Annotated in this window: 28 protein-coding genes and 3 tRNA genes; 17 read left to right on the forward strand and 14 right to left on the reverse strand. The window is 56.1% G+C overall.

Translation table 11 applies throughout. The features are described from left to right. Positions 1-172 precede the first annotated feature (172 nt). The 8 genes from fusA to ACFO6X_RS15495 form a co-directional block, all read right to left on the reverse strand. The gene (fusA, locus tag ACFO6X_RS15460) at positions 173-2,275 is read right to left on the reverse strand and encodes an elongation factor G (RefSeq protein WP_382434826.1); all 2,103 of its coding nucleotides are present in this window, start codon (positions 2,273-2,275) and stop codon (positions 173-175) included. A 152-nt stretch (positions 2,276-2,427) separates the two neighbouring features. Then, complete coding sequence (gene rpsG, locus ACFO6X_RS15465; RefSeq protein WP_091458297.1) at positions 2,428-2,901, reverse strand: 30S ribosomal protein S7; 474 nt, start codon at positions 2,899-2,901, stop codon at positions 2,428-2,430. Between the two features lie 166 nt (positions 2,902-3,067). After that, complete coding sequence (gene rpsL / locus ACFO6X_RS15470; RefSeq protein ID WP_056266875.1) at positions 3,068-3,445, reverse strand: 30S ribosomal protein S12; 378 nt, start codon at positions 3,443-3,445, stop codon at positions 3,068-3,070. A gap of 102 nt (positions 3,446-3,547) precedes the next feature. Then, positions 3,548-4,717 (reverse strand): D-alanyl-D-alanine carboxypeptidase family protein, encoded by a 1,170-nt coding sequence (locus tag ACFO6X_RS15475; protein WP_382434829.1) that lies wholly within the window; start codon positions 4,715-4,717, stop codon positions 3,548-3,550. A 60-nt stretch (positions 4,718-4,777) separates the two neighbouring features. Continuing rightward, entirely contained in the window at positions 4,778-5,419 is a 642-nt protein-coding gene (locus tag ACFO6X_RS15480) for an alpha/beta hydrolase (RefSeq protein ID WP_382434835.1), read from the reverse strand. A 17-nt stretch (positions 5,420-5,436) separates the two neighbouring features. Beyond that, a complete protein-coding gene (locus ACFO6X_RS15485; RefSeq protein WP_382434837.1) occupies positions 5,437-5,790 on the reverse strand; it encodes a (2Fe-2S) ferredoxin domain-containing protein in 354 nt (117 codons plus the stop codon). A 12-nt stretch (positions 5,791-5,802) separates the two neighbouring features. After that, complete coding sequence (locus ACFO6X_RS15490) at positions 5,803-6,915, reverse strand: VanZ family protein (protein WP_382434839.1); 1,113 nt, start codon at positions 6,913-6,915, stop codon at positions 5,803-5,805. 5 nt (positions 6,916-6,920) lie between these two features. After that, positions 6,921-7,349, reverse strand: coding sequence for a CopD family protein (locus tag ACFO6X_RS15495; RefSeq protein ID WP_382434841.1), 429 nt, complete (start codon positions 7,347-7,349; stop codon positions 6,921-6,923). Positions 7,350-7,380: 31 nt separating this feature from the next. On the opposite strand from ACFO6X_RS15495, the gene hemB reads away from it, so the two are divergent. Beyond that, a complete protein-coding gene (hemB, locus tag ACFO6X_RS15500) occupies positions 7,381-8,388 on the forward strand; it encodes a porphobilinogen synthase (RefSeq protein WP_382434843.1) in 1,008 nt (335 codons plus the stop codon). Positions 8,389-8,403: 15 nt separating this feature from the next. Here the strand turns inward: hemB and ACFO6X_RS15505 are convergent, their stop codons facing one another. Both ACFO6X_RS15505 and ACFO6X_RS15510 read right to left on the reverse strand, forming a co-directional pair. After that, positions 8,404-8,892, reverse strand: a complete 489-nt coding sequence (locus ACFO6X_RS15505) for a GNAT family N-acetyltransferase (RefSeq protein WP_382434847.1) — start codon at positions 8,890-8,892, stop codon at positions 8,404-8,406. 39 nt (positions 8,893-8,931) lie between these two features. Beyond that, the gene (locus ACFO6X_RS15510) at positions 8,932-9,603 is read right to left on the reverse strand and encodes a cytochrome b/b6 domain-containing protein (RefSeq protein WP_382434853.1); all 672 of its coding nucleotides are present in this window, start codon (positions 9,601-9,603) and stop codon (positions 8,932-8,934) included. A gap of 152 nt (positions 9,604-9,755) precedes the next feature. On the opposite strand from ACFO6X_RS15510, the gene ACFO6X_RS15515 reads away from it, so the two are divergent. Next, positions 9,756-10,214, forward strand: coding sequence for a c-type cytochrome (locus ACFO6X_RS15515; RefSeq protein WP_382434856.1), 459 nt, complete (start codon positions 9,756-9,758; stop codon positions 10,212-10,214). Positions 10,215-10,223: 9 nt separating this feature from the next. On the opposite strand, the gene ACFO6X_RS15520 is transcribed toward ACFO6X_RS15515, so the two are convergent. After that, entirely contained in the window at positions 10,224-10,727 is a 504-nt protein-coding gene (locus ACFO6X_RS15520) for a TlpA disulfide reductase family protein (protein ID WP_382434857.1), read from the reverse strand. A 151-nt stretch (positions 10,728-10,878) separates the two neighbouring features. Here ACFO6X_RS15520 and ACFO6X_RS15525 point away from each other — a divergent pair, with 151 nt between their 5' ends. From ACFO6X_RS15525 to ptsP, 3 genes are all read left to right on the forward strand, one after another. Continuing rightward, positions 10,879-11,277 carry a PTS sugar transporter subunit IIA gene (locus tag ACFO6X_RS15525; protein WP_382434859.1) on the forward strand — a complete coding sequence of 133 codons (399 nt, stop codon included), beginning with the start codon at positions 10,879-10,881 and terminating at the stop codon, positions 11,275-11,277. A gap of 17 nt (positions 11,278-11,294) precedes the next feature. Continuing rightward, a complete protein-coding gene (locus ACFO6X_RS15530) occupies positions 11,295-11,564 on the forward strand; it encodes an HPr family phosphocarrier protein (protein ID WP_382434861.1) in 270 nt (89 codons plus the stop codon). Positions 11,565-11,634: 70 nt separating this feature from the next. Continuing rightward, positions 11,635-13,392: a phosphoenolpyruvate--protein phosphotransferase gene (gene ptsP / locus ACFO6X_RS15535; protein ID WP_382434863.1), complete on the forward strand. Its 1,758-nt coding sequence runs from the start codon at positions 11,635-11,637 to the stop codon at positions 13,390-13,392. Positions 13,393-13,419: 27 nt separating this feature from the next. Here the strand turns inward: ptsP and lipA are convergent, their stop codons facing one another. From lipA to ACFO6X_RS15550, 3 genes are read right to left on the reverse strand one after another with little or no spacing between them, the layout of a single operon-like run. Further along, on the reverse strand, positions 13,420-14,400 hold the full coding sequence (lipA, locus tag ACFO6X_RS15540; RefSeq protein ID WP_382434865.1) for a lipoyl synthase: 981 nt from the start codon (positions 14,398-14,400) through the stop codon (positions 13,420-13,422). 14 nt (positions 14,401-14,414) lie between these two features. Continuing rightward, complete coding sequence (gene lipB / locus ACFO6X_RS15545) at positions 14,415-15,119, reverse strand: lipoyl(octanoyl) transferase LipB (RefSeq protein ID WP_382434867.1); 705 nt, start codon at positions 15,117-15,119, stop codon at positions 14,415-14,417. Position 15,120: 1 nt separating this feature from the next. Then, complete coding sequence (locus ACFO6X_RS15550; RefSeq protein WP_382434869.1) at positions 15,121-15,429, reverse strand: YbeD family protein; 309 nt, start codon at positions 15,427-15,429, stop codon at positions 15,121-15,123. A 236-nt stretch (positions 15,430-15,665) separates the two neighbouring features. Between ACFO6X_RS15550 and ACFO6X_RS15555 the strand changes: the two genes are divergently transcribed. From ACFO6X_RS15555 to ACFO6X_RS15610, 12 genes are all read left to right on the forward strand, one after another. Beyond that, entirely contained in the window at positions 15,666-16,142 is a 477-nt protein-coding gene (locus ACFO6X_RS15555) for an ATP synthase subunit I (protein WP_382434871.1), read from the forward strand. Positions 16,143-16,161: 19 nt separating this feature from the next. Beyond that, positions 16,162-17,040, forward strand: a complete 879-nt coding sequence (atpB, locus tag ACFO6X_RS15560) for a F0F1 ATP synthase subunit A (protein WP_382434873.1) — start codon at positions 16,162-16,164, stop codon at positions 17,038-17,040. A 49-nt stretch (positions 17,041-17,089) separates the two neighbouring features. Then, positions 17,090-17,338 (forward strand): F0F1 ATP synthase subunit C, encoded by a 249-nt coding sequence (gene atpE, locus ACFO6X_RS15565; RefSeq protein ID WP_091458130.1) that lies wholly within the window; start codon positions 17,090-17,092, stop codon positions 17,336-17,338. Positions 17,339-17,372: 34 nt separating this feature from the next. After that, entirely contained in the window at positions 17,373-17,843 is a 471-nt protein-coding gene (locus ACFO6X_RS15570; RefSeq protein WP_300073417.1) for a F0F1 ATP synthase subunit B, read from the forward strand. 11 nt (positions 17,844-17,854) lie between these two features. Then, entirely contained in the window at positions 17,855-18,397 is a 543-nt protein-coding gene (locus ACFO6X_RS15575) for a F0F1 ATP synthase subunit delta (protein WP_382434876.1), read from the forward strand. A 46-nt stretch (positions 18,398-18,443) separates the two neighbouring features. Next, the gene (gene atpA, locus ACFO6X_RS15580) at positions 18,444-19,997 is read left to right on the forward strand and encodes a F0F1 ATP synthase subunit alpha (protein WP_382434878.1); all 1,554 of its coding nucleotides are present in this window, start codon (positions 18,444-18,446) and stop codon (positions 19,995-19,997) included. An 18-nt stretch (positions 19,998-20,015) separates the two neighbouring features. Then, a complete protein-coding gene (gene atpG / locus ACFO6X_RS15585) occupies positions 20,016-20,888 on the forward strand; it encodes a F0F1 ATP synthase subunit gamma (RefSeq protein WP_382434880.1) in 873 nt (290 codons plus the stop codon). A 41-nt stretch (positions 20,889-20,929) separates the two neighbouring features. After that, complete coding sequence (gene atpD, locus ACFO6X_RS15590) at positions 20,930-22,336, forward strand: F0F1 ATP synthase subunit beta (RefSeq protein WP_382434882.1); 1,407 nt, start codon at positions 20,930-20,932, stop codon at positions 22,334-22,336. 77 nt (positions 22,337-22,413) lie between these two features. Further along, positions 22,414-22,833 (forward strand): F0F1 ATP synthase subunit epsilon, encoded by a 420-nt coding sequence (locus tag ACFO6X_RS15595; protein WP_382434884.1) that lies wholly within the window; start codon positions 22,414-22,416, stop codon positions 22,831-22,833. Positions 22,834-22,959: 126 nt separating this feature from the next. Continuing rightward, positions 22,960-23,045 (forward strand) — tRNA-Tyr (locus tag ACFO6X_RS15600). 32 nt (positions 23,046-23,077) lie between these two features. Continuing rightward, a tRNA-Gly gene (locus tag ACFO6X_RS15605) sits at positions 23,078-23,151 on the forward strand. 40 nt (positions 23,152-23,191) lie between these two features. After that, a tRNA-Thr gene (locus ACFO6X_RS15610) sits at positions 23,192-23,266 on the forward strand. The last annotated feature ends 65 nt before the right edge of the window (positions 23,267-23,331 follow it).

The raw sequence follows: 23,331 nt of genomic DNA on the forward strand, positions 1-23,331 counted from the left end.
CAATTTCTCCAAAGAGCGTTGCCTGTGTAGTGGTTTAACGTCTGCATCCGATTGCTGTTTCGCCCTGCACAGACAACGGGGCGGCACCGGATCGCAGATTGCAAAAAACTTTGCAGTGGGCTGGGCGGGTTGTACCGGACAAGCAGGTGCAAACCACCCAAGTGGGCCAAGATTATTTGGCGCGGGCGGCCATGATGGCTTCAGACACGTTGCGGGGTGCTTCGCTGTAGTGCTTGAATTCCATCGAGTAGGTGGCGCGGCCTTGGGTGGCCGAGCGCAGGGTGGTGGAGTAGCCGAACATTTCGGACAGCGGCACTTCAGCACGGATGGCTTTGCCGCCACCTGGGATGTCGTCCATGCCTTGCACCATGCCGCGACGGCTGGACAAGTCGCCCATCACGTTGCCGGCGTAGTCTTCGGGGGTTTCTACTTCCACAGCCATCATGGGTTCCAAGATGACGGGGTTGGCCTTCTTACAGCCTTCCTTGAAGCCGAAGATGGCAGCCATCTTGAACGCCAATTCGTTCGAGTCCACATCGTGGTACGAACCAAAGTGCAGTGTGACCTTGACATCGACCACGGGATAGTTGGCCAGCACGCCTTGGGTAACGGCTTCGTTGATACCCTTTTCCACCGCAGGGATGAACTCGCGTGGCACCACACCGCCCTTGATGGCGTCAACGAACTCAATGCCCTTGCCTGCTTCGTTGGGTTCAATCTTGAGCACAACGTGGCCGTACTGGCCCTTACCACCGGACTGACGCACGAACTTGCCTTCGGCTTCTTCGATGGTCTTGCGGATGGTTTCGCGGTAGGCCACTTGGGGCTTGCCGACGTTGGCTTCCACGCCAAATTCGCGCTTCATGCGGTCAACAATAATTTCCAGGTGCAGTTCGCCCATACCGGAAATGATGGTTTGGCCCGATTCTTCGTCGGTCTTGACGCGGAAGGATGGATCTTCAGCGGCCAAGCGTTGCAGGGCGATGCCCATTTTTTCTTGGTCGGCCTTGGTCTTGGGCTCGACAGCTTGCGAAATCACAGGCTCGGGGAACACCATGCGTTCGAGCGTAACGATGGCATCGGTGGCACACAGGGTTTCACCAGTGGTCACTTCTTTCAGGCCCACGCAAGCAGCGATGTCACCGGCGCGAATTTCTTCGACTTCTTGGCGGTCATTGGCGTGCATTTGCACGATACGGCCGATACGTTCTTTCTTGCCCTTGACGGGGTTGTAGACGGTATCGCCCTTGGTCAGCACGCCAGAATACACGCGCACGAAGGTCAGCTGACCAACGAACGGGTCGGTCATCAGCTTGAAGGCCAGCGCGGAGAACTTCTCGCTGTCATCGGCCTTGCGGCTGGTTTCTTGCTCGTCTTCATCGGTACCGGCCACGGGTGGGATGTCCACGGGCGAGGGCAGGTAGTCGATCACGGCGTCGAGCATACGCTGCACGCCCTTGTTCTTGAACGCAGTACCGCACAGCATCGGGTGGATTTCTGTAGCGATGGTACGGGTGCGCAGGCCCAGCTTGATTTCTTCTTCAGACAAGTCGCCTTCTTCGAGGTACTTGTTCATCAGTTCTTCAGAGGCTTCGGCAGCGGCTTCAACCATCTTTTCGCGCCATTCTTTGGCGGATTCCACCAGGTCAGCGGGGATGGCTTCGTAGTTGAACTTCATGCCTTGGGAGGCTTCGTCCCAGAAAATGGCTTGCATCTTCAGCAGGTCAACCACGCCCTTGAAGTTTTCTTCGGCACCGATTGGAATCACCACGGGCACGGGGTTGGCCTTCAGGCGCAGCTTCATTTGGTCATAGACCTTGAAGAAGTTGGCACCAGTACGGTCCATTTTGTTCACAAAGGCCAGACGGGGCACTTTGTACTTGTTGGCTTGACGCCACACGGTTTCGGATTGGGGCTGCACGCCACCCACAGCGCAGTAAACCATGCAAGCGCCGTCGAGCACGCGCATGGAACGTTCCACTTCAATGGTGAAGTCCACGTGGCCGGGGGTGTCGATGATGTTGAAGCGGTGCTCGGGGTAGGAGTTGTCCATACCCTTCCAGAAGCAAGTGGTAGCAGCGGAAGTGATGGTGATGCCGCGCTCTTGCTCTTGTTCCATCCAGTCCATGGTGGCCGCGCCATCATGCACTTCACCAATCTTGTGGCTCACGCCGGTGTAGAACAGGATACGTTCGGTGGTGGTGGTTTTGCCAGCGTCAATGTGGGCAGAGATACCGATATTGCGGTAGCGCTCAATGGGGGTCTTGCGAGCCATGGTGAATCCTTGATGGGTCGTGTTTACAGGGGAGTCAGGCCACACATGATTGCATCGCAGCCCGAAAATTTTGTGACCGCCTCAACCAGAACAAGGCCGCAGGCAAAAATGCCAGCAGCCTTGTATGTTGACCGAGACTTCAGATCAATTGCTTAGAAGCGGAAGTGGCTAAATGCCTTGTTGGCTTCGGCCATGCGGTGAACTTCGTCACGCTTTTTCATGGCGCCGCCACGGCCTTCGGTGGCTTCCAGCAGTTCGTTGGCCAGACGTTGGGCCATCGACTTCTCGCCACGCTTGCGGGCGGCTTCTTTGATCCAGCGCATCGACAGGGCCAGACGACGTACGGGGCGCACTTCGACGGGCACTTGGTAGTTGGCACCACCGACGCGGCGGGACTTGACTTCCACCAGGGGCTTGACGTTGTTGATGGCAACAACGAAGGCTTCCAGAGGGTCTTTGTCGGGGTTCTTCTTTTCGATCAGTTCCAGCGCGCCATAAATGATGCGCTCGGCCACTGCCTTTTTGCCGCCTTCCATGATCACGTTCATGAATTTGGACAGCTCTACATTGCCGAACTTAGGATCCGGCAGGATTTCACGTTTGGGGACTTCGCGACGACGTGGCATATTGCACCTCTAAATTTGCTTCAGTTGGCATCTTTTCAGATACCGCGAGAGCCAATCAGGACTCCCACTTACTCGACCCACGCAAATATTGCGCTTGGGGTCACTCTGTTTGAACGTCTGCCAGACGCATCAAACACCGATGGTTCTTGCTAAAAAAGCGCAGGGCTTATTTGGCCTTGGGCTTCTTGGCACCGTACTTGGAGCGCGATTGCTTGCGGTCTTTCACGCCTTGCAAGTCGAGCGAACCGCGCACGATGTGGTAACGCACACCGGGCAAGTCCTTGACACGACCGCCGCGCACCAGCACCACGCTGTGCTCTTGCAGGTTGTGGCCTTCACCGCCGATGTAGGAGATGACCTCAAAACCGTTGGTCAGGCGCACCTTGGCAACCTTACGCAAAGCGGAGTTAGGCTTCTTGGGAGTGGTGGTGTACACACGGGTACACACGCCACGGCGTTGTGGCGAGTTTTCCATCGCCGGGCTCTTGGATTTGGTCTTTTCGACCTCGCGCCCGTGACGCACGAGCTGGTTAATGGTTGGCATGAATGTCGTCCCTAAACGTAAAACGAAAACGTGAATCCCTTCGGAATTTCCGAAAAGCCTTCCAATGTAGCAGCCACTGGGCTGCAAGGCAAGCAAAAACCCTTATTTGATCCACAGGCGAATGGCATCCCATGCCCGACCCAATATGCCTGCTTGTTCTATGCCGTCCAGGGCCAGCAAGGGGACTTCACGCACAGTTTGTTCGCCTAGCAGCACCTTGAGTGTGCCAATGGGTTGGCCTTTGGCCAAAGGTGCCATCAATGGATCTTGGTGCGCGATTTGGGTGCTGACTTTGCCAGAACTGCCTGAGGGCACTGCAACGACAATGCCTTCAGGGCGTCCCATCTTCACACTGTTGGCACTGCCTTTCCAGACGGTGGGGGTGGCTACAGCTTGGTTGCTATCAAACAGCTTGATGGCATCGTAGGCGGTATAGCCCCAGTTGAGCAGTTTTTGGCTTTCGTTGGCACGGGCATTTTCGCTGCTGGTGCCCAACACAATGGAGACCAAACGGCGCTGGCCCACATTGGGAAAGTCCCGCTTGGCTGTGGCTACTAGACAGTAGCCGGCGGCATTGGTGTGGCCGGTTTTGAGGCCGTCGACGGTGGGGTCACGAAACAACAGCAGATTGCGGTTATTGCTGTTGGAGGCGGGCGTCCCCTCGTAGCGGTACTGCTTGGTGGAGTAATAGTGCAGGTGCTCGGGAAAGTCGGTGAGCAGCCGCGTGGCCAGTGTGCTCAGATCGCGGGCGGTGGTGAGGTGTCCTGGTTCGGTCAGGCCTTCGGGATTTTTGTAGCTGGTGTTGCTCATACCCAAAGCTTTGGCCTGCTCATTCATCAGCCGGACAAAGTTCTCGACTGTGCCGCCTACGCCTTCTGCCAAAGCCATGGTGGCATCGTTGCCCGATTGGATGATCATGCCCTTGAGCAGATCATCGATAGGCACCTGCATTTTGGGGTCGATGAACATGCGCGAGCCAGGCATTTTCCAAGCACGCTCACTCACTGGCAGTTTTTGTTGCAGGGTGATTTTTTTGGCCCGCAGAGCATCAAACACCAAATAGGCCGTCATTAACTTGGTGAGCGATGCCTGTTCGATGGGGGTATCAATGTCTTTGGACGCCAGAATCTGGTTGGCCGTGACATCGACCAACAGGTAGTTGCGTGCCGCAATTTCGGGGGGTTGGGGCGTCTGGATTTGTGCCAGCAGCGCGGCGGGTGTCAACGCTGCGGCCAAGACCAGAGAACGAAGCGTATTCAGCAGGGATTTCATAGGCAGGGGATCAAGGCAAGGCGGCCCAAACAATAGTGGGCCAGCAATCCAACAGGGGAGTCAAGGTGTGCTGTGCAGGTGGCGCACGACCAGATTTTTCAATAAGCCCAATTGTCCGTGAAAGAAATGGCCGCCACCAGGAACCACGGTCACGGGTAGGGTTTGGGGGCGTGCCCAGTCCATGACGGTGGACAGGGGCACCGTATCATCATGTTCACCGTGGATGACCAAGGTACGCAGATGGGCTTCTGGGGGAATAGGGGCTACCTGAAAGCGACTGGTGGCGGTGCCTACCAGCACGATCTGTTCAATGGCTCGTTGGGGCCACAGAGCCGCCAGCGCATGACTGGTGACAAAAGAACCGAACGAAAAACCGGCCAGTGCGATGGGGCCATCGGGGGCGACTTGTTCCACCACAGAGAGCAAGTCTTGCGCTTCGCCTGTACCGTGGTCGTGGACGCCTGCACTGTCGCCAACGCCCCGAAAATTAAAACGCACTGCTGTCCAGCCCGAATGGACAAATGCCCTGGCCAAGGTCTGGACTACCTTGTTGTCCATAGTGCCACCAAACAAAGGATGGGGATGGGCGATGATGGCCACGCCACGCGGGCTTTGCCCGGCTGTGACAGTGGCTTGGTCACGCAGTGCCTGGATGGCACCGGCCGCGCCATGCAGCGTCAGACGTTCTGTGTGAGCGTTCATGGTGGTGTGCAGCTGTATCAACGGCCCAGTTCTGGCGCAGTGAGCAGGCGTTCGACCACTTTGCCGTTTTTGAGGTGTGATTCGACGATCTCATCAATGTCACTGGTATCTACATAGCTGTACCAAGTGCCTTCAGGGTAGACCACGGCCACTGGGCCTGCGGCGCAGCGGTCTAGGCAACCGGCCTTGTTCACCCGTACTTGACCGGGGCCGGCCAGACCTGCTTGCTTGACCAGATTTTTGCAATGTTCAAATGCTGCCTGTGCGCCATGTCGGGCGCAGCAGTCCTGGCCGTTGTCGCGCTCATTGAGGCAAAAGAAGATATGGCGAGCAAAATAGCCCGTGGTGTGGGGTGGGGGGGTTGTACTCATAGTGGCATCATTCTAGGAATTGGTGTCTCTGCGGGAGGCTTGTAACAACACATAGACCAGTGTGGCATAGGGCCAGAGCCAGCCCAGCCATTGGCCGAGGCCAAAAAAGCGGATGAAACGGCCTTGCTCCCAAGCTTGCAGTGTTTGCGCAAAATAGGCGCTGGTAGGGGCATTGTTGAGCAGGCTCAGATGCAGCGTGAGCACCAGCATCAGTGCAACAGCGCAGGCGCGTCGTGGTAACCAGAGGAGTAGGGCCGCCAATGCCAACCCAACCCAGATACCCGCCACCACTGGGGTGTTGAGCCATTCCCACGCATGGGCTGGCCCATAACTGAGTGCTGCGGACAGGGCAGTCACACTGACGCCAATGGCCGCGCCCAAAAGTGCCAAAATCGCCCGCCGACCAATGTGTGGAATGATGCCATAGGCCAGCAAACAGGGCACCAACAACCCCAGTGCGACACACAATAGTTCTGCAGCCGGGGAGAGTACTTGTAGTGGCTCTAGCCGCTGGGGTAGCCAGTGAAGAAAGGCCGAGTCTTCCAGCAACTGGCCGAGTGCCGCTTCTAGCCGTTCCAGTACTTGCCCTAGACCAAACGGCTCAGCCGCAGGAAACAGCAATGCCCAGGGCCACAGCGCCAATAGCACCAAGGCACCATGTGCCTCGGGTATAAACCAACGGGCGCGAAAGCGCCCCCAGCGGTCAATGGCCCCGAGGCGCTCCAGCAGCGTTGCCAGCAAGGCACCTAGTAGGGCACCGCTGGCATTGAGCAGTAGATCCAAGTTGGATGGCACACGCTGGGGCAGATAAATCTGCAAAAACTCCATCAGCAGTGACAGCAGGGTGGCGCCCACCGCTGCCAGTGGCATGGCACTGCGTGGCCAGCCGGTGCGCAGCAAGGCCAGTGCCAGCAAGAAACCCAATGGGGCATAACCCACAACATTGATGGCGATGTCAAACCGTGTCCAGTACGGTGGTGGCAGACGGGCCAGCAGAAAAACCTCGGGCGCAATTCCTTGCGCTCGCCAGCCTGCAAAAGGAAACAGGCTAGCAAAAACGATCAGCGCAGCATAAACCTGTGCCAGCGGCCAGGCCACCGTTTTGTGCGGTAGGGTCTGGGGCATGGGCCTCAGAAGGGTTTGACCACCACCAGCACGACAATTGCCGTCAATAACAACACAGGTATTTCATTGAACCAACGAAACCAGCGGTGGCTGCGCTGACAACTGCCGTTCACCAACTTGCGCAATAGCACGCCACAGGCATGGTGATAGCCTAGCACCAGCGCCACCAAGGTCAGTTTGGCGTGCATCCAACCATTGCCCGGCCCCCAGCCAATGCCATAACCTATCCACAGCCATAGCCCAAGGCCGATGGCTGGCACAGCCAGTAGCGTGGTAAAGCGCAACAATTTGCGGGCCATCAGCAACAGGCGTTCACGCTCGGCCACCGATCCGGGCGTCACCATAGCCAAATTGACAAAAATACGAGGCAGGTAGAACAGACCAGCAAACCAGCTGGCTACAAAGATGATGTGAAACGATTTGATCCAGAGCATGGTGGCAGTTTAATGGGGCACAATTTTCCCCATGCATCTCTCCAGTCCTACCCCTTTTCCTGTCAGTCGCCCTCGGCGTCTGCGCCGTGACAGCTTCACCCGTAATCTGGTGCGTGAGCACAGGGTGACCGTTCACGACCTGATTTACCCCGTGTTTGTTCATGAGGGTCAACGCATCCATCAGGCTGTGCCTTCCATGCCCGGCGTAGACCGACTCAGTCTGGATTTGCTGCTGCCTGTGGCCGAAGATTGCGTTCAATTGGGCATTCCGGTGTTGGCGTTGTTTCCTGCAATTGACCCAGCACTCAAAACCCCTGATGGCAAAGAGGCGCTCAATCCCGATGGATTGATTCCGCGCGTGGTGCGTGCTCTCAAGCAAGAGTTTCCCGACTTGGGTGTGATGACCGATGTGGCCCTGGATCCTTATACCAGCCACGGCCAAGATGGCGTGTTGGATGAAACTGGCTATATCCTCAACGATGCCACGGTGGCGATCCTGACGGGGCAGGCACTGGCCCATGCCGCGGCGGGGGTGGACATCGTGGCCCCCAGCGACATGATGGATGGGCGTATTGGCGCGGTGCGCCAAGCCTTAGAGGCCCAAGGCCATGTCCATACCCGCATCATGGCCTACAGTGCCAAATATGCCAGTGCCTTTTATGGCCCGTTTCGCGATGCTGTAGGCACCCGCGGTGCGTTGGGCAAGGCCGATAAAAATGTGTATCAGATGGACCCAGGCAACACGGATGAAGCCCTGCGCGAAGTGGCCCTGGATATTGCCGAGGGCGCTGATATGGTGATGGTCAAACCTGGCATGCCCTACCTGGACATTGTGCGTCGCGTCAAAGACGAGTTTCATGTGCCCACCTTTGCCTACCAAGTTTCGGGCGAATATGCCATGATCAAGGCGGCAGCGGCCCACGGCTGGCTAGACCACGATGCGGTGATGATGGAGTCGCTGTTGGCCTTCAAACGCGCTGGTGCCGATGGTGTGTTGACCTACTTCGCCCGGGATGTGGCCCGCTGGTTACAAAAATAAGGGCGGCTGGGCCCGTCAGATGTCCACCTTGAGGTAGTGTGATCCGGCAATGGGGTTATGGTAGTAGGGGGGGATCTCCTCAAACCCCAAATCGGCATACAGCGCACGGGCCGATTCCATTTCGTCCAGGGTGTCGAGTAGCACACAGGCATAACCCGCCTGACGAGCGACATCCAAAATACCCTCGGTGAGCTGGCGGCCCAAGCCAAAACCCCGAAAGGCTTTGCGTACATAGAGCCGCTTCATCTCAGCGGCATTCGGATAGTCTGCGGCATCCAACGGGCGCAAAGCACAGCACCCGGCCACGGCACCATCCACCCGTGCCAGCAACAATCCACCGCGTGGCGGTGCGTAGGCACCTGGCAGGGTCTGCAGTTCGGTGGCAAAGTCCTGAAAGCACAAATCTACGTTCAGGCTGTGGGCATACTCTTCAAACAATGCACGCACGATGTCATAGTCTTGTGCTGTGCAAATACTTGAGAGGGTGACGCTGGGGGTATCCATAACAACTCCGGCAGTGCAGGGCAAAAATAGACAGTCGGTCTAACCGCCCAGACCAACAATCCAGGCCGTGACCGCGCTGCACAGCAGCAAAATCGCCAGTGCCATCAGACGTGACATGGCGTCGTCGCGGGCCGATATCACGGGCGTTGTCACTGTTTTGTCTCCTGTGATCATGGGGCGTACCAAAGATAGTTTTTTGACCACGCCATAGAAGGCAATCGCCAGCAGGTGCAAAGCCACCAATGTCATGACCAGATACTGGCCTACCTCTTTGTGCAGCCCTGTTGCCAGCCCCACCCAATCACCAGACACAAAACGGGTCAGGGGGCCCGCAAATGCAATCTCATCATCACTGAACAGGCCACTGCCCACCTGCAAGGCCAGCATGCCCAAGAGGCCAAACACCGACAGCGCCCCCAGTGGGGTATGGCCGGCATTGTCTTCTGCCGTGCCTTGTCCGCGCAGATAGCGCAGTACTCGGGCGGGTGAATACAAAAATGCTGCAAAACGAGACCAATGTCCACCAACCAAGCCCCAGATCAGCCGGAACATCAACAGGGTTAGCACCACATAGCCCAACCGGAAATGCCAGAGCATCGCATTGCCGCCCACTTTGGCACTGATGACCAACGCAATCGTGCAGGCGGCCAGTAGCCAGTGAAAAATACGCGTGGGAAGATCCCAAATACGAACCGTGTGCTTGTTCTGCATGGATGGAAAACGGCAAATGTTGGCAGCAAAGTGTGGCATATCCAAGCCACAGCCTCATTTGGGGGACTGAAAAAGTCCGGTTTTCATGCAGCCGTGACCAGTGCAGGCGATACTGAAGTCTCTTTTCGTTTTAACACGCTGAGGACTCCACGATGAAAAAAACCCTTGCCCTGTTCGCTCTGGCGGCCGTCGCTGCTACAGCTGCTGTTCCCGCTGCTGCCCAGTTTGCCAAGGCAGAAGATGCTATCAAGTACCGTCAGTCCAGCTTCTTTGTGCTGGGGCAACACTTCAGCCGCATCGGTGCTATGGTCAATGGCAAAGTCCCATTTGATGCCAAGATCGCCCAAGACAATGCCGAATTGGTCGCTACTTTGGCCAAATTGCCGGGTGCAGGTTTTGGCCCAGGTACTGACAAAGGCGCACCCACCAAGGCCAAACCTGAAGTCTGGACTGAGCAGGCTAAGTTCAAAGAGCATGCCGACAAACTGTTGACCGAAACCACCAAGCTGGCTGCTGCGGCTAAAACGGGTGATTTGGCCCAACTCAAGGTAGCCTTCGGCCCAGCAGCACAGACGTGCAAGGCCTGCCACGACGCGTTTAAAGACAAGTAAACCGCTGGGTTAGGTTTCTGCCAACAGCTTCTCGATCAGTTGGTGCAAATTGGCAAAATCTGGTGTCCCGACATAGCTTTTGACGATTTCCCCCCGCTTGTTGACCAGATAAGTCGTGGGTGTCAGGCGCACGTCCCCCCAGGCTTTGGCCACCGCACCCGTGTGATCCAGCGCCACCTTGAAGGGCAGTTGGCGTGACTGTGCAAAATTAAGCACATACTGGGGTGGGTCATAGCTCATGGCAATCGCCAGAGTGTCAAAGCCTTGGCCTTGGTATTTCTGGTGGGTGGCTACCAAAGAAGGCATCTCTGCTACACAGGTGGTGCAACTGGTGGCCCAAAAATTCACCAGCGTCACCTTGCCGCGCAAATCGGCACTGGTGCGCTGAGAGCCATCCAACAGCACAAAGGTAGATTCTGGCACTGGTGCCTGACCCGTATCCCAGGCTACCCAAGTGCCTGTGCCCACCACGGCGGCCACTACCAGAGCCCAGACGGTTTTTTTGATTTGCATACCCATCGATCCGCTAAAACATCTGTGGGCGATTGTGCGCTAGTGCTTGCCTTGCACGGCAAAATCCCCACAAGGAACTGGACATGGCTTCAGCCGCCTTCGTTCTGGGCGCAGCCATAATGTGCGTACCAGACCGCACAGATCCCCCCTTATGAGTACGCGCATCCTTTTGATTGCCCATGCCCCGTTGGCTTATGCCCTGCGTGAGTGTGCCCTGCATGTGCTGGCCGATTGTGGCGATAGTGTGCTGGCGTTAGACGTGTTGCCAGATGCCGATCCCCAAGACACCCTAGCCCAAGCGGTGCAGTTACTACAGCCCGTAGGCCAGTCTTCTACCTTGGTGCTCACCGATGTGTTTGGCGCTACTCCAAGCAACATCGCCCAGCGATTAGTCCAGCAATGTCCACAGACGCGCTTGATCACTGGCGTCAATTTACCCATGCTTTTGCGGGCGGTTTGTTATCGGGCTGAGCCTTTGGATGCCCTGGTGCAACGGGCTGTGGTCGGGGGCACCCAAGGCGTGATGCAAGTCGATGTCCACGCGCCCTGAATTCTTTGAGTGTTCGCATGATCAAAACCCCCACTACTATTGTCAATAAACTGGGCTTGCATGCCCGTGCCTCGGCCAAACTCACCAAGCTGGCTGGCAGTTTTCCTTGTGAAGTGTGGATGAGTAAAGGCAGCCGCCGTATCAATGCCAAAAGCATCATGGGGGTCATGATGTTGGCCGCGGGCATTGGTTCTGAAGTGGAAATCGAGACCAACGGTGAGCGAGAACAAGAAGCGATGGACGCCTTGCTGGCACTGATTGCCGACAAGTTTGGTGAGGGGCAGTGAGCAGCGTGCCGTCTGCGCCTGTTTCCATCAGCACATTGGCCCTGGCTGGGGCCAGAGAGGCAGATTTTCCATGACATTTTCCGTTCCTGGGCTCGTGGTGGCCCGTGGCATTGCCATTGGGCGGGCCGTGTTGGTTGGCTCCAGCCGTGTCGAAGTGGCACACTACTTTATCGATTCAACCCAGGTTGACTCCGAGATTGCACGGGTGCGCCAGGGCCGTGATACGGTGGCAGAAGAGCTGCAGCGGTTGTTGGACACCATGCCCGCAGACGCTCCTCATGAGTTGGCTGCGTTGCTGGAAGTGCATTTGTTGTTGCTCAATGACGAGGTACTGAGCATTGGGGTCAAACATTGGATCACAGAGCGCCTCTACAACGCCGAGTGGGCTCTGACGACGCAGCTAGATGTCATCTGTCGCCAATTTGACGAGATGGAAGACCCTTACCTGCGCGAGCGCAAGGCAGATCTGGAGCAAGTGGTAGAGCGAATTCTGCGCACGATGCAGGGAGTGGCCCAGCCCGTGGTGCCACCGGTATCCGACACATCCCGACGCAAAACCCAGCAAGATCTGTTGCTTGAAGATGGCATGGATGTGCCCTTGGTGCTCGTGGCGCACGACCTCTCGCCGGCTGACATGCTTCAATTCAAGACCAGTGTTTTTGCTGGTTTTGTCACCGATGTAGGGGGCAAGACTTCGCACACTGCCATTGTGGCGCGCAGCATGGACATTCCTGCCGTTGTGGGCGCCCGCATGGCCAGCCAACTGGTGCGCCAAGATGATTGGGTCATCATTGATGGCGATGCTGGGGTGGTCATTGTGGACCCATCCCCCATCATTCTGGCCGAGTACGGTTATCGCCAGCGGCAGATTGAATTGGAGCGAGAACGTCTAGCCCGTCTGCGGCATACGCCCTCCATCACCCTTGATGGACAAAAGGTCGAATTGTTGGCCAATATTGAACAGCCCGCCGATGCTGCCAGTGCTGTGCGTGCGGGTGCTGTGGGGGTGGGGTTGTTTCGTACCGAGTTCCTCTTTATGGGCCGCCACGGCAACCTGCCCGCCGAAGAGGAGCAGTACCAAGCTTACCGTGATGCGTTGGAAGGAATGCAAGGCCTGCCTGTCACCATCCGTACGATTGATGTAGGGGCTGACAAGCCGTTAGACAAAGCCCACAAAGACGACCACCTGAACCCAGCATTGGGCTTGCGGGCCATTCGCTGGAGTTTGGCTGATCCGGCCATGTTCCGCGTGCAATTGCGTGCATTGTTGCGTGCTGCTGCACATGGCAAAATCAATTTGTTGTTTCCCATGCTCGCCCATGTGGGTGAGATTCGCCAAACATTGGCCCAAGTGGAGCTTGCCAAGGCAGAATTGGATGCACGCGGCCAAGCGTATGGCCCCGTGCGATTGGGGGCTATGGTCGAAGTGCCTGCGGCAGCACTGATTGTGCGCACCTTTTTGCGCTATTTTGACTTTCTCTCCATTGGCACCAACGATCTGATCCAGTACACCTTGGCCATTGACCGGGCTGACGAGTCGGTTTCGCATTTATACGATCCACTCCATCCAGCCGTGCTGCGTTTGGTGGCTGAAGTGATCGCTGAATGCCAAGCCCAAGGCAAGAGCGTGTCGGTTTGCGGTGAAACTGCTGGTGATGTCGGCATGACCCGCTTGTTGCTGGGCTTGGGGCTACGCAGCTTCTCTATGCACCCGGCGCAGATTTTGGCGGTTAAGCAAGAAATTTTGCGAGCCGACACCCGCAAGCTCACTCCTTGGGCGCAGCAGGTGTTGGAGGCAGAGGAGCCAGCACTGCTGCTGGGTCATTAAAGCCCGAACTCTAGTAGGCCATGGGGGCTACACCCCAGCGGCGTGCGCTTGTTGGTCAGCGTGGTAGCTAGAACGCACCATCGCTCCCACTGCTGCATGGCTAAAGCCCATTTCGTAGGCCTTTTCCTCAAACATCTTGAACGTGTCGGGATGCACGTAACGGCGCACCGGCAAATGGCTGTTACTGGGGGCCAGATATTGGCCAATCGTCAACATATCGATGTTGTGGGCGCGCATGTCTTGCATCACTTGCAAGATCTCCTCATCGGTTTCACCCAGTCCCACCATGATGCCGCTCTTGGTGGGCACATTGGGATGCGAGGCCTTGAACTTTTTGAGGAGATTCAAGCTGAACTGGTAGTCTGAACCGGGTCGGGCCTCTTTGTATAAGCGCGGTGCCGTTTCCAAGTTATGGTTCATCACATCGGGCGGTGCAGCCTTCAAAATTTCCAGCGCCCGATCATCACGGCCCCGAAAATCAGGCACCAAAATTTCAATTTGTGTCTGGGGTGACAGTTGGCGGATATGCTGAATACACTCGACAAAATGGCCGCTGCCACCATCGCGCAAATCGTCGCGATCCACGCTGGTGATGACGACATATTTCAGCCGGAGTGCGGCAATCGTTTTAGCCAAGTTCAGTGGCTCTTGCTTATCCAGTGGGTCGGGGCGACCATGACCCACATCACAGAATGGGCAGCGGCGCGTGCATTTATCACCCATGATCATGAAGGTGGCGGTGCCCTTGCCAAAGCACTCGCCTATGTTGGGGCAGCTGGCTTCCTCACACACGGTGTGCAGCTTGTGCTCGCGCAAAATGTCTTTGATTTCGTAAAAGCGGCTGCTGGCTGATCCGGCCTTGACGCGAATCCACTCTGGCTTTTTCAGTACCTCTGCTTGCTCCACCTTGATCGGAATGCGCGACAGCTTGGCCGCAGCCTTTTGCTTGGCCAGCGGGTTGTAATTTTCGGCAGATTGTGCTTCGCGCACGACTTCAGGAGTGCTCATGGCTGGTAGACAGTTCAGGGGGCCAGCCGGGTACTGAGCTGATGGGCCAGTACCTGTGCTGCTTCGTCCCAGGTGATGTGGATGCCGATTGTAGAAAAATCCACGGTTTGCAAACCTGCGTAGCCACAGGGGTTGATCCGTGCAAAGGGGCTCAGATCCATTGCTACATTCAGTGCCACGCCATGGTAGGTGCAGTGGCGGCTAACCTTGATCCCTAATGCCGCAATTTTGCCCAGTCCAGCAAAGTCTGGCGTGGGGGCGCTGCCATCGTCGCGTTTTTGTGGGCGCTGTGGCAGTTGTGCATGGCTGTGGGGATCATCCAGACGCACATAAATACCAGGAGCGCCCGCTACGCGGTGGCCTGTTACCCCAAAGTGCGCCAAGGTGCGAATCACGGCCTCCTCAATCCGATAGACGTACTCCTTTACATAGTAGCCCGCCCGTTGCAGATTGATCAGCGGATAAGCCACCACTTGGCCGGGGCCGTGAAATGTGACCTGTCCACCCCGATTGGTGCTCACCACGGGAATCTCACCAGGTGTGAGCAAATGTCCTGCCTGCCCTGCCAAGCCTTGCGTAAAAGTGGCTGGATGCTCACACAACCAGATTTCATCGGCTTGCTCGGCAGTGCGTGCTGCCGTGAAGTCTTGCATGGCCTGATAGCTGTCCAGATACGGTATGTGGCCTAGCCAGCGCAAGGCAATGTCTGTGGCCGACATTTCAGAGCACCACCTTCACCAGTGGGTGCGCTGTCAGGGCGTAATACAAGCCATCCAATTGCTCGCGGCTGGTGGCAGTAATGGTGATAGTGATGCCCAAGTATTTGCCCCCACTGCTCTCGCGCAGCTCCACGGCTGTGGCATCGAAAAAAGGATCGAACTGCAGTGCCAAGCGGGTCACGGCGGGCAGCAGGTCATCCACTTTGAGTCCCATCACTTTGATTGGAAACAGGCTGGGATATTCAATCAGTGAGTCCGCACGTGGGTTGTTGGTGGGGGAGGATGTGTGCAAGCCAGAAGTAATGGTCATCAGGTAGTCTCGGCAGATAGCTTAGAAGTCACCATCTAATTGTGCGGTAGTTGCACAACCAAAGCGGTACTGCGGTGCCCTCATGCTATCTAGGCAAGGCGTCAGGTGTTCGTGTCAGCCCCGCAATAGGCATAGCAAAGCCACCTGTGCAACAGATAATTTGTCGCACACGGGGGTTTTTACTTATAATCAGGGGCTTTGTGAAGGTTTCAGTCTGTTACGTGAGGGGTAAAACGATGAAAACAATCGCCCCGTTCGATACAGAAGCTGAGGCCGAAGAGTCAGACTTCAAGCCCCTGAGTGCAGAAGAAGCGCAGGTGTGGCGTCAGCGCCATCCGGCGGTGTCGGTGTGGCGTGTCATCGCCATTCAGGTGCTGGTTGGCGTGCTGGTGGCTTTGTTGGCCAAGCTGATTTCCGGTAAAGCTGCAATAGCCTGGTCGGCTGCGTATGGCGCGTTTGCTGTGGTGATTCCTGCGGTGCTGTTTGCGCGCGGCATGGGTCGCCAGAGATTCGCCAAATCCGCGGGAAGCGCCATGGTGGGGTTCTTTGTCTGGGAGTTGGTCAAGATTGTGCTCACCGTAGCCATGTTGGCTGCTGCACCTCGGGTGGTCGCGCAGTTAAATTGGTTGGCCTTGTTGGCTGGCATGGTGGTGACGATGAAAACGTACTGGATTGCGCTCATGGTGCAGTCCAGTGTCCGAAAAACCGATTGATTAAGAGAAGAGTTGTCCGATGGCCGCAGATGCGCACGCTCCGACTGCAAGTGAATACATCGTTCACCACTTGCAGCACCTTCAAAATATCAAGCAAAAGTCCATTATTGATTTTTCGGTGGTCAACTACGACTCCGTGATCATCAGTGTCACTATTGGGGCGCTTGGTCTTTTCCTCTTGTGGCTGGGGGCGCGCGCGGCAACTTCAGGTGTGCCAGGTCGTTTCCAAGCAGCGGTCGAGCTGCTGGTCGAAATGGTAGACAACCAAGCCAAGGCCAACATCCACAATGCTGAAAGTCGCAAATTCATCGCTCCACTGGCTCTGACCGTGTTTGTCTGGATTTTCTTGATGAACGCTATGGATTTGCTGCCTGTTGATTTGCTGCCTGCCATTTGGGCGCAGATCTATGGTGCTGCGGGTCATGACCCCCACCATGCCTATCTGCGTGTCGTGCCTACCGCCGACTTGTCCACTACTTTGGGCCTGTCTTCTGCCGTGCTGGTGCTCTGCCTGATCTATAGCGTCAAGATCAAAGGTCTGGGTGGCTGGACACATGAACTGGTGACTGCTCCCTTCGGCACCAGCAAAAATCCTGTCTTCGCCCTCATTTTGGGTGTGGTCAATCTGCTGATGCAGATCATTGAATACGTTGCCAAGACGGTCTCGCATGGTATGCGGTTGTTTGGCAACATGTACGCTGGTGAGTTGGTGTTCATGCTGATTGCCCTGATGGGTGGTGCTGCTGCCATGTCGCTTTCCGGTGTGTTGCTCCCTGTGGGGCACATCATTGCAGGTTCGATCTGGGCCATCTTCCACATCCTGATCATTACCCTGCAAGCCTTCATTTTCATGATGCTGACGCTGATTTATCTCGGCCAAGCGCATGAAGCCCACTGACCATTTCCCTTTCCTTTCTTAACCTTTCTTTTTTACATCAGGAGTCATCATGGAAAACATTCTCGGTCTCGTCGCTCTGGCTTGTGGTCTGATCGTTGGTCTGGGTGCTATCGGCGCTTCCATCGGTATCGCTTTGATGGGCGGCAAGTTTCTGGAAGCTTCGGCACGTCAACCTGAGCTGATCAACGAACTGCAAACCAAGATGTTCATCTTGGCTGGTCTGATCGATGCGGCCTTCCTGATTGGTGTGGCTATTGCCCTGCTGTTCGCTTTTGCCAACCCCTTCGTTCTGGCTTAATCTCCGATCAACGCCCAAATAGAAAGGTGTTGCCGTGAGTATCAACGCGACCCTGTTCGTTCAGGCCATCGTCTTCTTGATTCTGGTGCTGTTCACGATGAAATTCGTGTGGCCTCCGATTGTCAAGGCGCTGGACGAACGAGCCCAGAAAATCGCCGATGGTCTCGCTGCTGCCGACCGTGCCAAGTCCGAATTGAGCGCTGCCAACCAGCGCGTCGAGAAGGAACTGTCGCAGACGCGCAATGAGACGGCTGCCCGTCTGGCTGATGCCGATCGCCGTGCCCAGGCTATCGTCGAAGAAGCCAAGGCCCGCGCCAGCGAAGAGGCTCAAAAAATTATTGCTGCTGCGCAGGCGGAAGCCAAGCAACAGGTGGTGCAGGCCCGTGAAGCACTGCGTGAGCAGGTGGCTGTGCTGGCTGTCAAGGGCGCCGAGCAGATTCTCCGTAAGGAAGTCAACGCCGGTGTTCATGCAGATTTGCTGAACCGCCTCAAGACTGAACTGTAAGGGAAGCATTCATGGCCGAAATCGCCACCATTGCCCGCCCTTACGCCGAAGCCCTGTTCAAAGCTTGCACGGCGGGTGCAGGCGTCGACTTGGGTAGTGCCACTGCTTGGGTCGAGGAACTGGCGGTGATTGCCGCCGATCCCCAACTGCGCCAGTTGTCAGACAATCCCAAGGTCAGTTCTGACCAGCTGTTTGATCTCATCGCTGGTTTGACGCGTTATGTTCTGCCCGACATGGGTCGCAACTTCTTGCGCACCATGATTGAAAACGGGCGTCTGGATGCCTTGCCCGAAGCTGCTGTGCAATTCCGTGCATTGGTCAATCGCAGCAGCGGTTCGTCTGATGCCGTGGTGTACAGCGCCTTCCCTGTGGATAGCACTGCACTGGCCGACTTGAGCGCGTCGCTCGAAAAGCGCTTTGGCCGCAAGCTTAATCTCACCATGCAGCAGGATGAGTCCCTGATCGGCGGGATTCGGGTCGTGGTGGGAGATGAAGTGCTCGACACTTCGGTCAAGGCACGTTTGGAACAAATGAAAGCGGCCCTCACTGCGTAACGCGCGGCTTGAGGTTTCGGCTAAACAAAGAAAGAAGGAAAGAGTCATGCAACTCAATCCCGCAGAAATTTCTGAACTGATCAAGAGCCGCATCGAGGGGCTGGCAGCCAGCAGCGATATCCGTAATCAAGGCACTGTGGTGTCTGTGTCTGACGGTATCGTGCGCATTCATGGCCTGTCGGACGTGATGCAGGGTGAAATGTTGGAGTTCCCTGCTTCGGCAGACGGCACTCCCTCCTACGGTCTGGCGCTGAATTTGGAGCGTGACTCCGTGGGTGCTGTGATCTTGGGCGAGTACGAGCACATCTCTGAAGGCGATACGGTCAAGTGTACCGGTCGCATTTTGGAAGTGCCCGTTGGCCCCGAGCTGGTCGGTCGTGTGGTCAATGCCTTGGGTCAACCCATCGACGGCAAAGGCCCCATCAACGCCAAAATGACGGACGTGATCGAAAAGGTCGCTCCGGGCGTTATCGCTCGTAAGTCTGTGGACCAGCCTCTGCAAACCGGCCTGAAGTCGATTGACTCGATGGTGCCGATTGGTCGTGGTCAGCGCGAATTGATCATTGGCGACCGTCAAACAGGTAAGACCGCTGTGGCGATTGACGCTATCTTGGCGCAAAAAGGCCAAGGCGTTATCTGTATCTACGTCGCTATCGGTCAAAAAGCCTCTTCGATCAAAAACGTGGTGCGCGCCTTGGAACAAGGCGGTGCAATGGACTACACCATCGTCGTGGCTGCTTCGGCTTCTGAGTCGGCTGCTATGCAGTACGTGTCGGCCTATTCTGGCTGCACGATGGGTGAATACTTCCGTGACCGTGGTGAAGATGCCCTGATCGTTTACGACGATCTGTCCAAGCAAGCTGTGGCCTATCGTCAAGTGTCGCTGCTGCTGCGCCGTCCTCCAGGTCGTGAAGCTTATCCTGGTGATGTGTTCTATCTCCACAGCCGTCTGTTGGAGCGTGCCGCTCGTGTCAATGCCGATTACGTCGAAGCCTTCACCAAGGGTGCCGTCAAGGGCAAGACAGGTTCGTTGACTGCACTGCCCATCATCGAAACCCAAGCGGGTGACGTGTCTGCTTTCGTGCCAACCAACGTGATCTCCATTACCGATGGTCAGATCTTCTTGGAAACCAGCCTGTTCAACGCCGGTGTGCGTCCCGCTATCAACGCCGGTATCTCCGTGTCGCGCGTCGGTGGTGCTGCCCAAACCAAGCTGGTCAAGGGTCTGTCTGGTGGTATCCGTACCGACTTGGCACAGTACCGTGAACTGGCTGCATTTGCGCAGTTTGCTTCTGATCTGGACGATGCTACCCGCAAGCAGCTGGACCGTGGTGCCCGCGTGACCGAACTGCTCAAGCAAGCACAGTACAGCCCCCTGTCTATCTCCTTGATGGGTGCTACATTGTTTGCCGTGAACAAGGGTTTCATGGACGACATCGAAGTCAAGAAGATTCTGGCCTTCGAGAGCGGTCTGCATCAGTTCCTCAAGACCAGCCATGCTGCCTTGTTGGACAAGCTGGAAAAAGACCGCGCCATGGACAAGGATGCTGAAGCTGCATTGACTGCTGCTATCACAGCGTTCAAGAAGTCGTTCGCTTAAACCGGACGAGGAACCATCATGGCAGCAGGCAAGGAAATACGCGGCAAGATCAAGTCGGTGGAAAACACCAAAAAGATCACCAAAGCCATGGAGATGGTGGCAGCATCCAAAATGCGCAAAGCGCAGGATCGGATGCGTGCAGCCCGCCCCTATAGCGAAAAAATCCGCAATATTGCAGCCCATCTCAGCCAAGCCAACCCGGAGTACACGCATCCGTTCATGCAAGTGAACGATGCCAAAGCTGCGGGCATTATTGTGGTCACCACCGACAAGGGTTTGTGCGGCGGCATGAATACCAACGTGCTGCGTGTAGTCACCAACAAGCTGCGCGAAATGCAGTCTGTGGGGGTGTCTGCTGAAGCAGTGGCCATTGGTAACAAAGGGTTGAGCTTTCTGAACCGTGTCGGTGCCAAGGTGGTTTCTCAGGCTATCGGTTTGGGAGATACGCCTCACTTGGACAAATTGATTGGCCCAGTGAAGGTGCTGCTCGATGCGTATGCTGAAGGCAAGATCAATGCGGTGTACCTGTGCTACACCAAATTTATCAACACCATGAAGCAGGAGTCGGTGGTCGAGCAGTTGCTGCCCCTGTCTTCTGAGGCCATCCAGACAGATGACAAGGCCAGTGCTCACGGTTGGGATTACATCTACGAACCTGATGCCCAGAGTGTCATTGACGATCTGTTGGTGCGCTATGTGGAGTCGTTGATCTACCAGGCAGTGGCCGAAAACATGGCATCCGAGCAATCGGCGCGCATGGTGGCCATGAAGGCAGCAACAGACAATGCCGGCACGGTCATCAATGACTTGAAGCTGGTCTATAACAAAACGCGTCAGGCTGCGATCACGAAGGAACTCTCCGAGATCGTCGCTGGTGCGGCTGCCGTCTGACCCGCGACGCCGTCACGGTTTAAAAATTTTTGGAGCAAAGAATGGCTCAAGTTCAAGGAAAAATCGTTCAGTGTATCGGTGCCGTGGTGGACGTTGAGTTCCCTCGTGACCAGATGCCTAAAGTCTACGATGCGCTCAAGCTCGAAGGCTCTGCACTGACTTTGGAAGTTCAGCAACAGTTGGGCGATGGCGTGGTTCGTACCATTGCTCTGGGCTCTTCGGATGGCCTGCGCCGTGGCCTCATGGTCACGAACACCGCAGCTCCCATCACTGTGCCAGTCGGTAAGGCCACCCTGGGCCGTATCATGGATGTGTTGGGCAACCCCATTGATGAGCGTGGTGCCGTAGATCAAGCACTCACTGCCTCTATTCACCGCAAGGCACCTGCGTACGACGAACTGTCGCCCTCGCAAGAGTTGCTGGAAACCGGCATCAAGGTGATTGACTTGGTCTGCCCGTTTGCCAAGGGTGGTAAGGTGGGTCTGTTCGGTGGTGCCGGTGTGGGCAAGACCGTGAACATGATGGAACTCATCAACAACATCGCTAAGGCCCACAGCGGTCTGTCGGTGTTTGCTGGTGTGGGTGAACGTACCCGTGAAGGGAACGACTTCTATCATGAAATGGCCGATTCTGGCGTGGTGAACCTCGAAAACTTGGGCGAGTCCAAGGTGTCGATGGTGTACGGTCAGATGAATGAGCCTCCAGGCAACCGTTTGCGTGTGGCTCTGACCGGTCTGACCATCGCGGAATCTTTCCGTGACGAAGGCCGTGACGTGTTGTTCTTCGTGGACAACATCTACCGTTACACCTTGGCCGGTACCGAAGTGTCCGCGTTGTTGGGTCGTATGCCTTCTGCTGTGGGTTACCAGCCTACGTTGGCCGAAGAAATGGGCCGTCTGCAAGAGCGTATCACCTCCACCAAGGTTGGCTCCATCACTTCCATCCAGGCCGTGTACGTGCCAGCGGATGACTTGACCGATCCTTCGCCCGCTACCACCTTCGCCCACTTGGACTCCACCGTGGTGTTGTCGCGTGACATCGCTGCTCTGGGTATCTATCCTGCGGTTGATCCCTTGGACTCCACCAGCCGTCAGCTGGACCCCCAAGTGGTCGGCGAAGAGCACTATACCGTGGCCCGTGGTGTGCAAAACACCCTGCAACGCTACAAAGAACTGCGCGACATTATCGCCATTCTGGGTATGGACGAACTGGCCCCTGAAGACAAGCTCACAGTGGCTCGCGCTCGTAAGATCCAGCGTTTCCTGTCGCAGCCTTTCCATGTGGCGGAAGTGTTCACTGGTTCCCCAGGCAAGTACGTGTCGCTGGCCGAAACCATCCGTGGTTTCAAGATGATTGTCAACGGCGAGTGCGATCACCTGCCCGAGCAAGCCTTCTACATGGTCGGTACCATCGACGAAGCCTTCGAGAAAGCCAAGAAGATGGCCTAAAGTGGTTTGCCGGGCAACTGTTTGCCCGGCGACATCACTGAAAAAAGCCCTTTTTGCAGACTTCCAAAGGAATCCAGATGGCCAACACCATACATGTCGACGTTGTCAGCGCCGAAGAGTCCATCTTCTCTGGGCAGGCACTTTTTGTCGCATTGCCCGGCGAGGCTGGCGAGCTGGGTGTTTATCCACGCCATACACCGCTGATTACCCGTATCAAGCCTGGTTCGGTGCGTATCGAGATGGCGGATGGCAGTGAAGAGTTTGTCTTTGTGGCCGGTGGCATCCTCGAGATTCAGCCCGATCGCGTCACTGTGCTGTCAGATACGGCTGTACGTGGCAAAGACCTAGACGACGAAAAAGCCAATGAGGCCAAAGCTGCCGCCGAAGAGGCGCTAAAAAACGCCAAAAGTGAAATCGATCTGGCGCGCGCCCAGTCTGAATTGGCCATCATGGCCGCCCAGATTGCAGCGTTGCGCAAGTTTCGCGAAAAGCGTTAATACCCACATCCCTTGGGCATGTGTGTCGAAAGCCACCCGAGCGGGTGGCTTTTTTTATGATTTTTTCAAATTTGCTACCCATTTGGTAGGGGTTGAAAAAAGCTGTGCTACAATGCTAATCTCTACGGAGGAGTGCCCGAGTGGCTAAAGGGGGCAGACTGTAAATCTGTTGGCTTACGCCTACGCTGGTTCGAATCCAGCCTCCTCCACCAAATGAGTGCGCTATAGCTGCTAGTGTAGCTGTGCGGGAGTAGTTCAATGGTAGAACCCTAGCCTTCCAAGCTAATGACGCGGGTTCGATTCCCGTCTCCCGCTCCATGCGTTAAAAAATATAAAGCTAGATTATCAGGCTTTGCTTGCCCATGTGGCTCAGTGGTAGAGCACTCCCTTGGTAAGGGAGAGGTCGCGGGTCCGATTCCCGCCATGGGCACCAGATTTCTGGTGTATTCGTTGCACAAAAGTCCTGTCGTGTTGTTGTAATTTTTTTCGGAGTCGAAA

This window comes from Giesbergeria sinuosa (genome assembly GCF_042652905.1).
GTDB classification, from domain to species: domain Bacteria; phylum Pseudomonadota; class Gammaproteobacteria; order Burkholderiales; family Burkholderiaceae_C; genus Simplicispira; species Simplicispira sinuosa.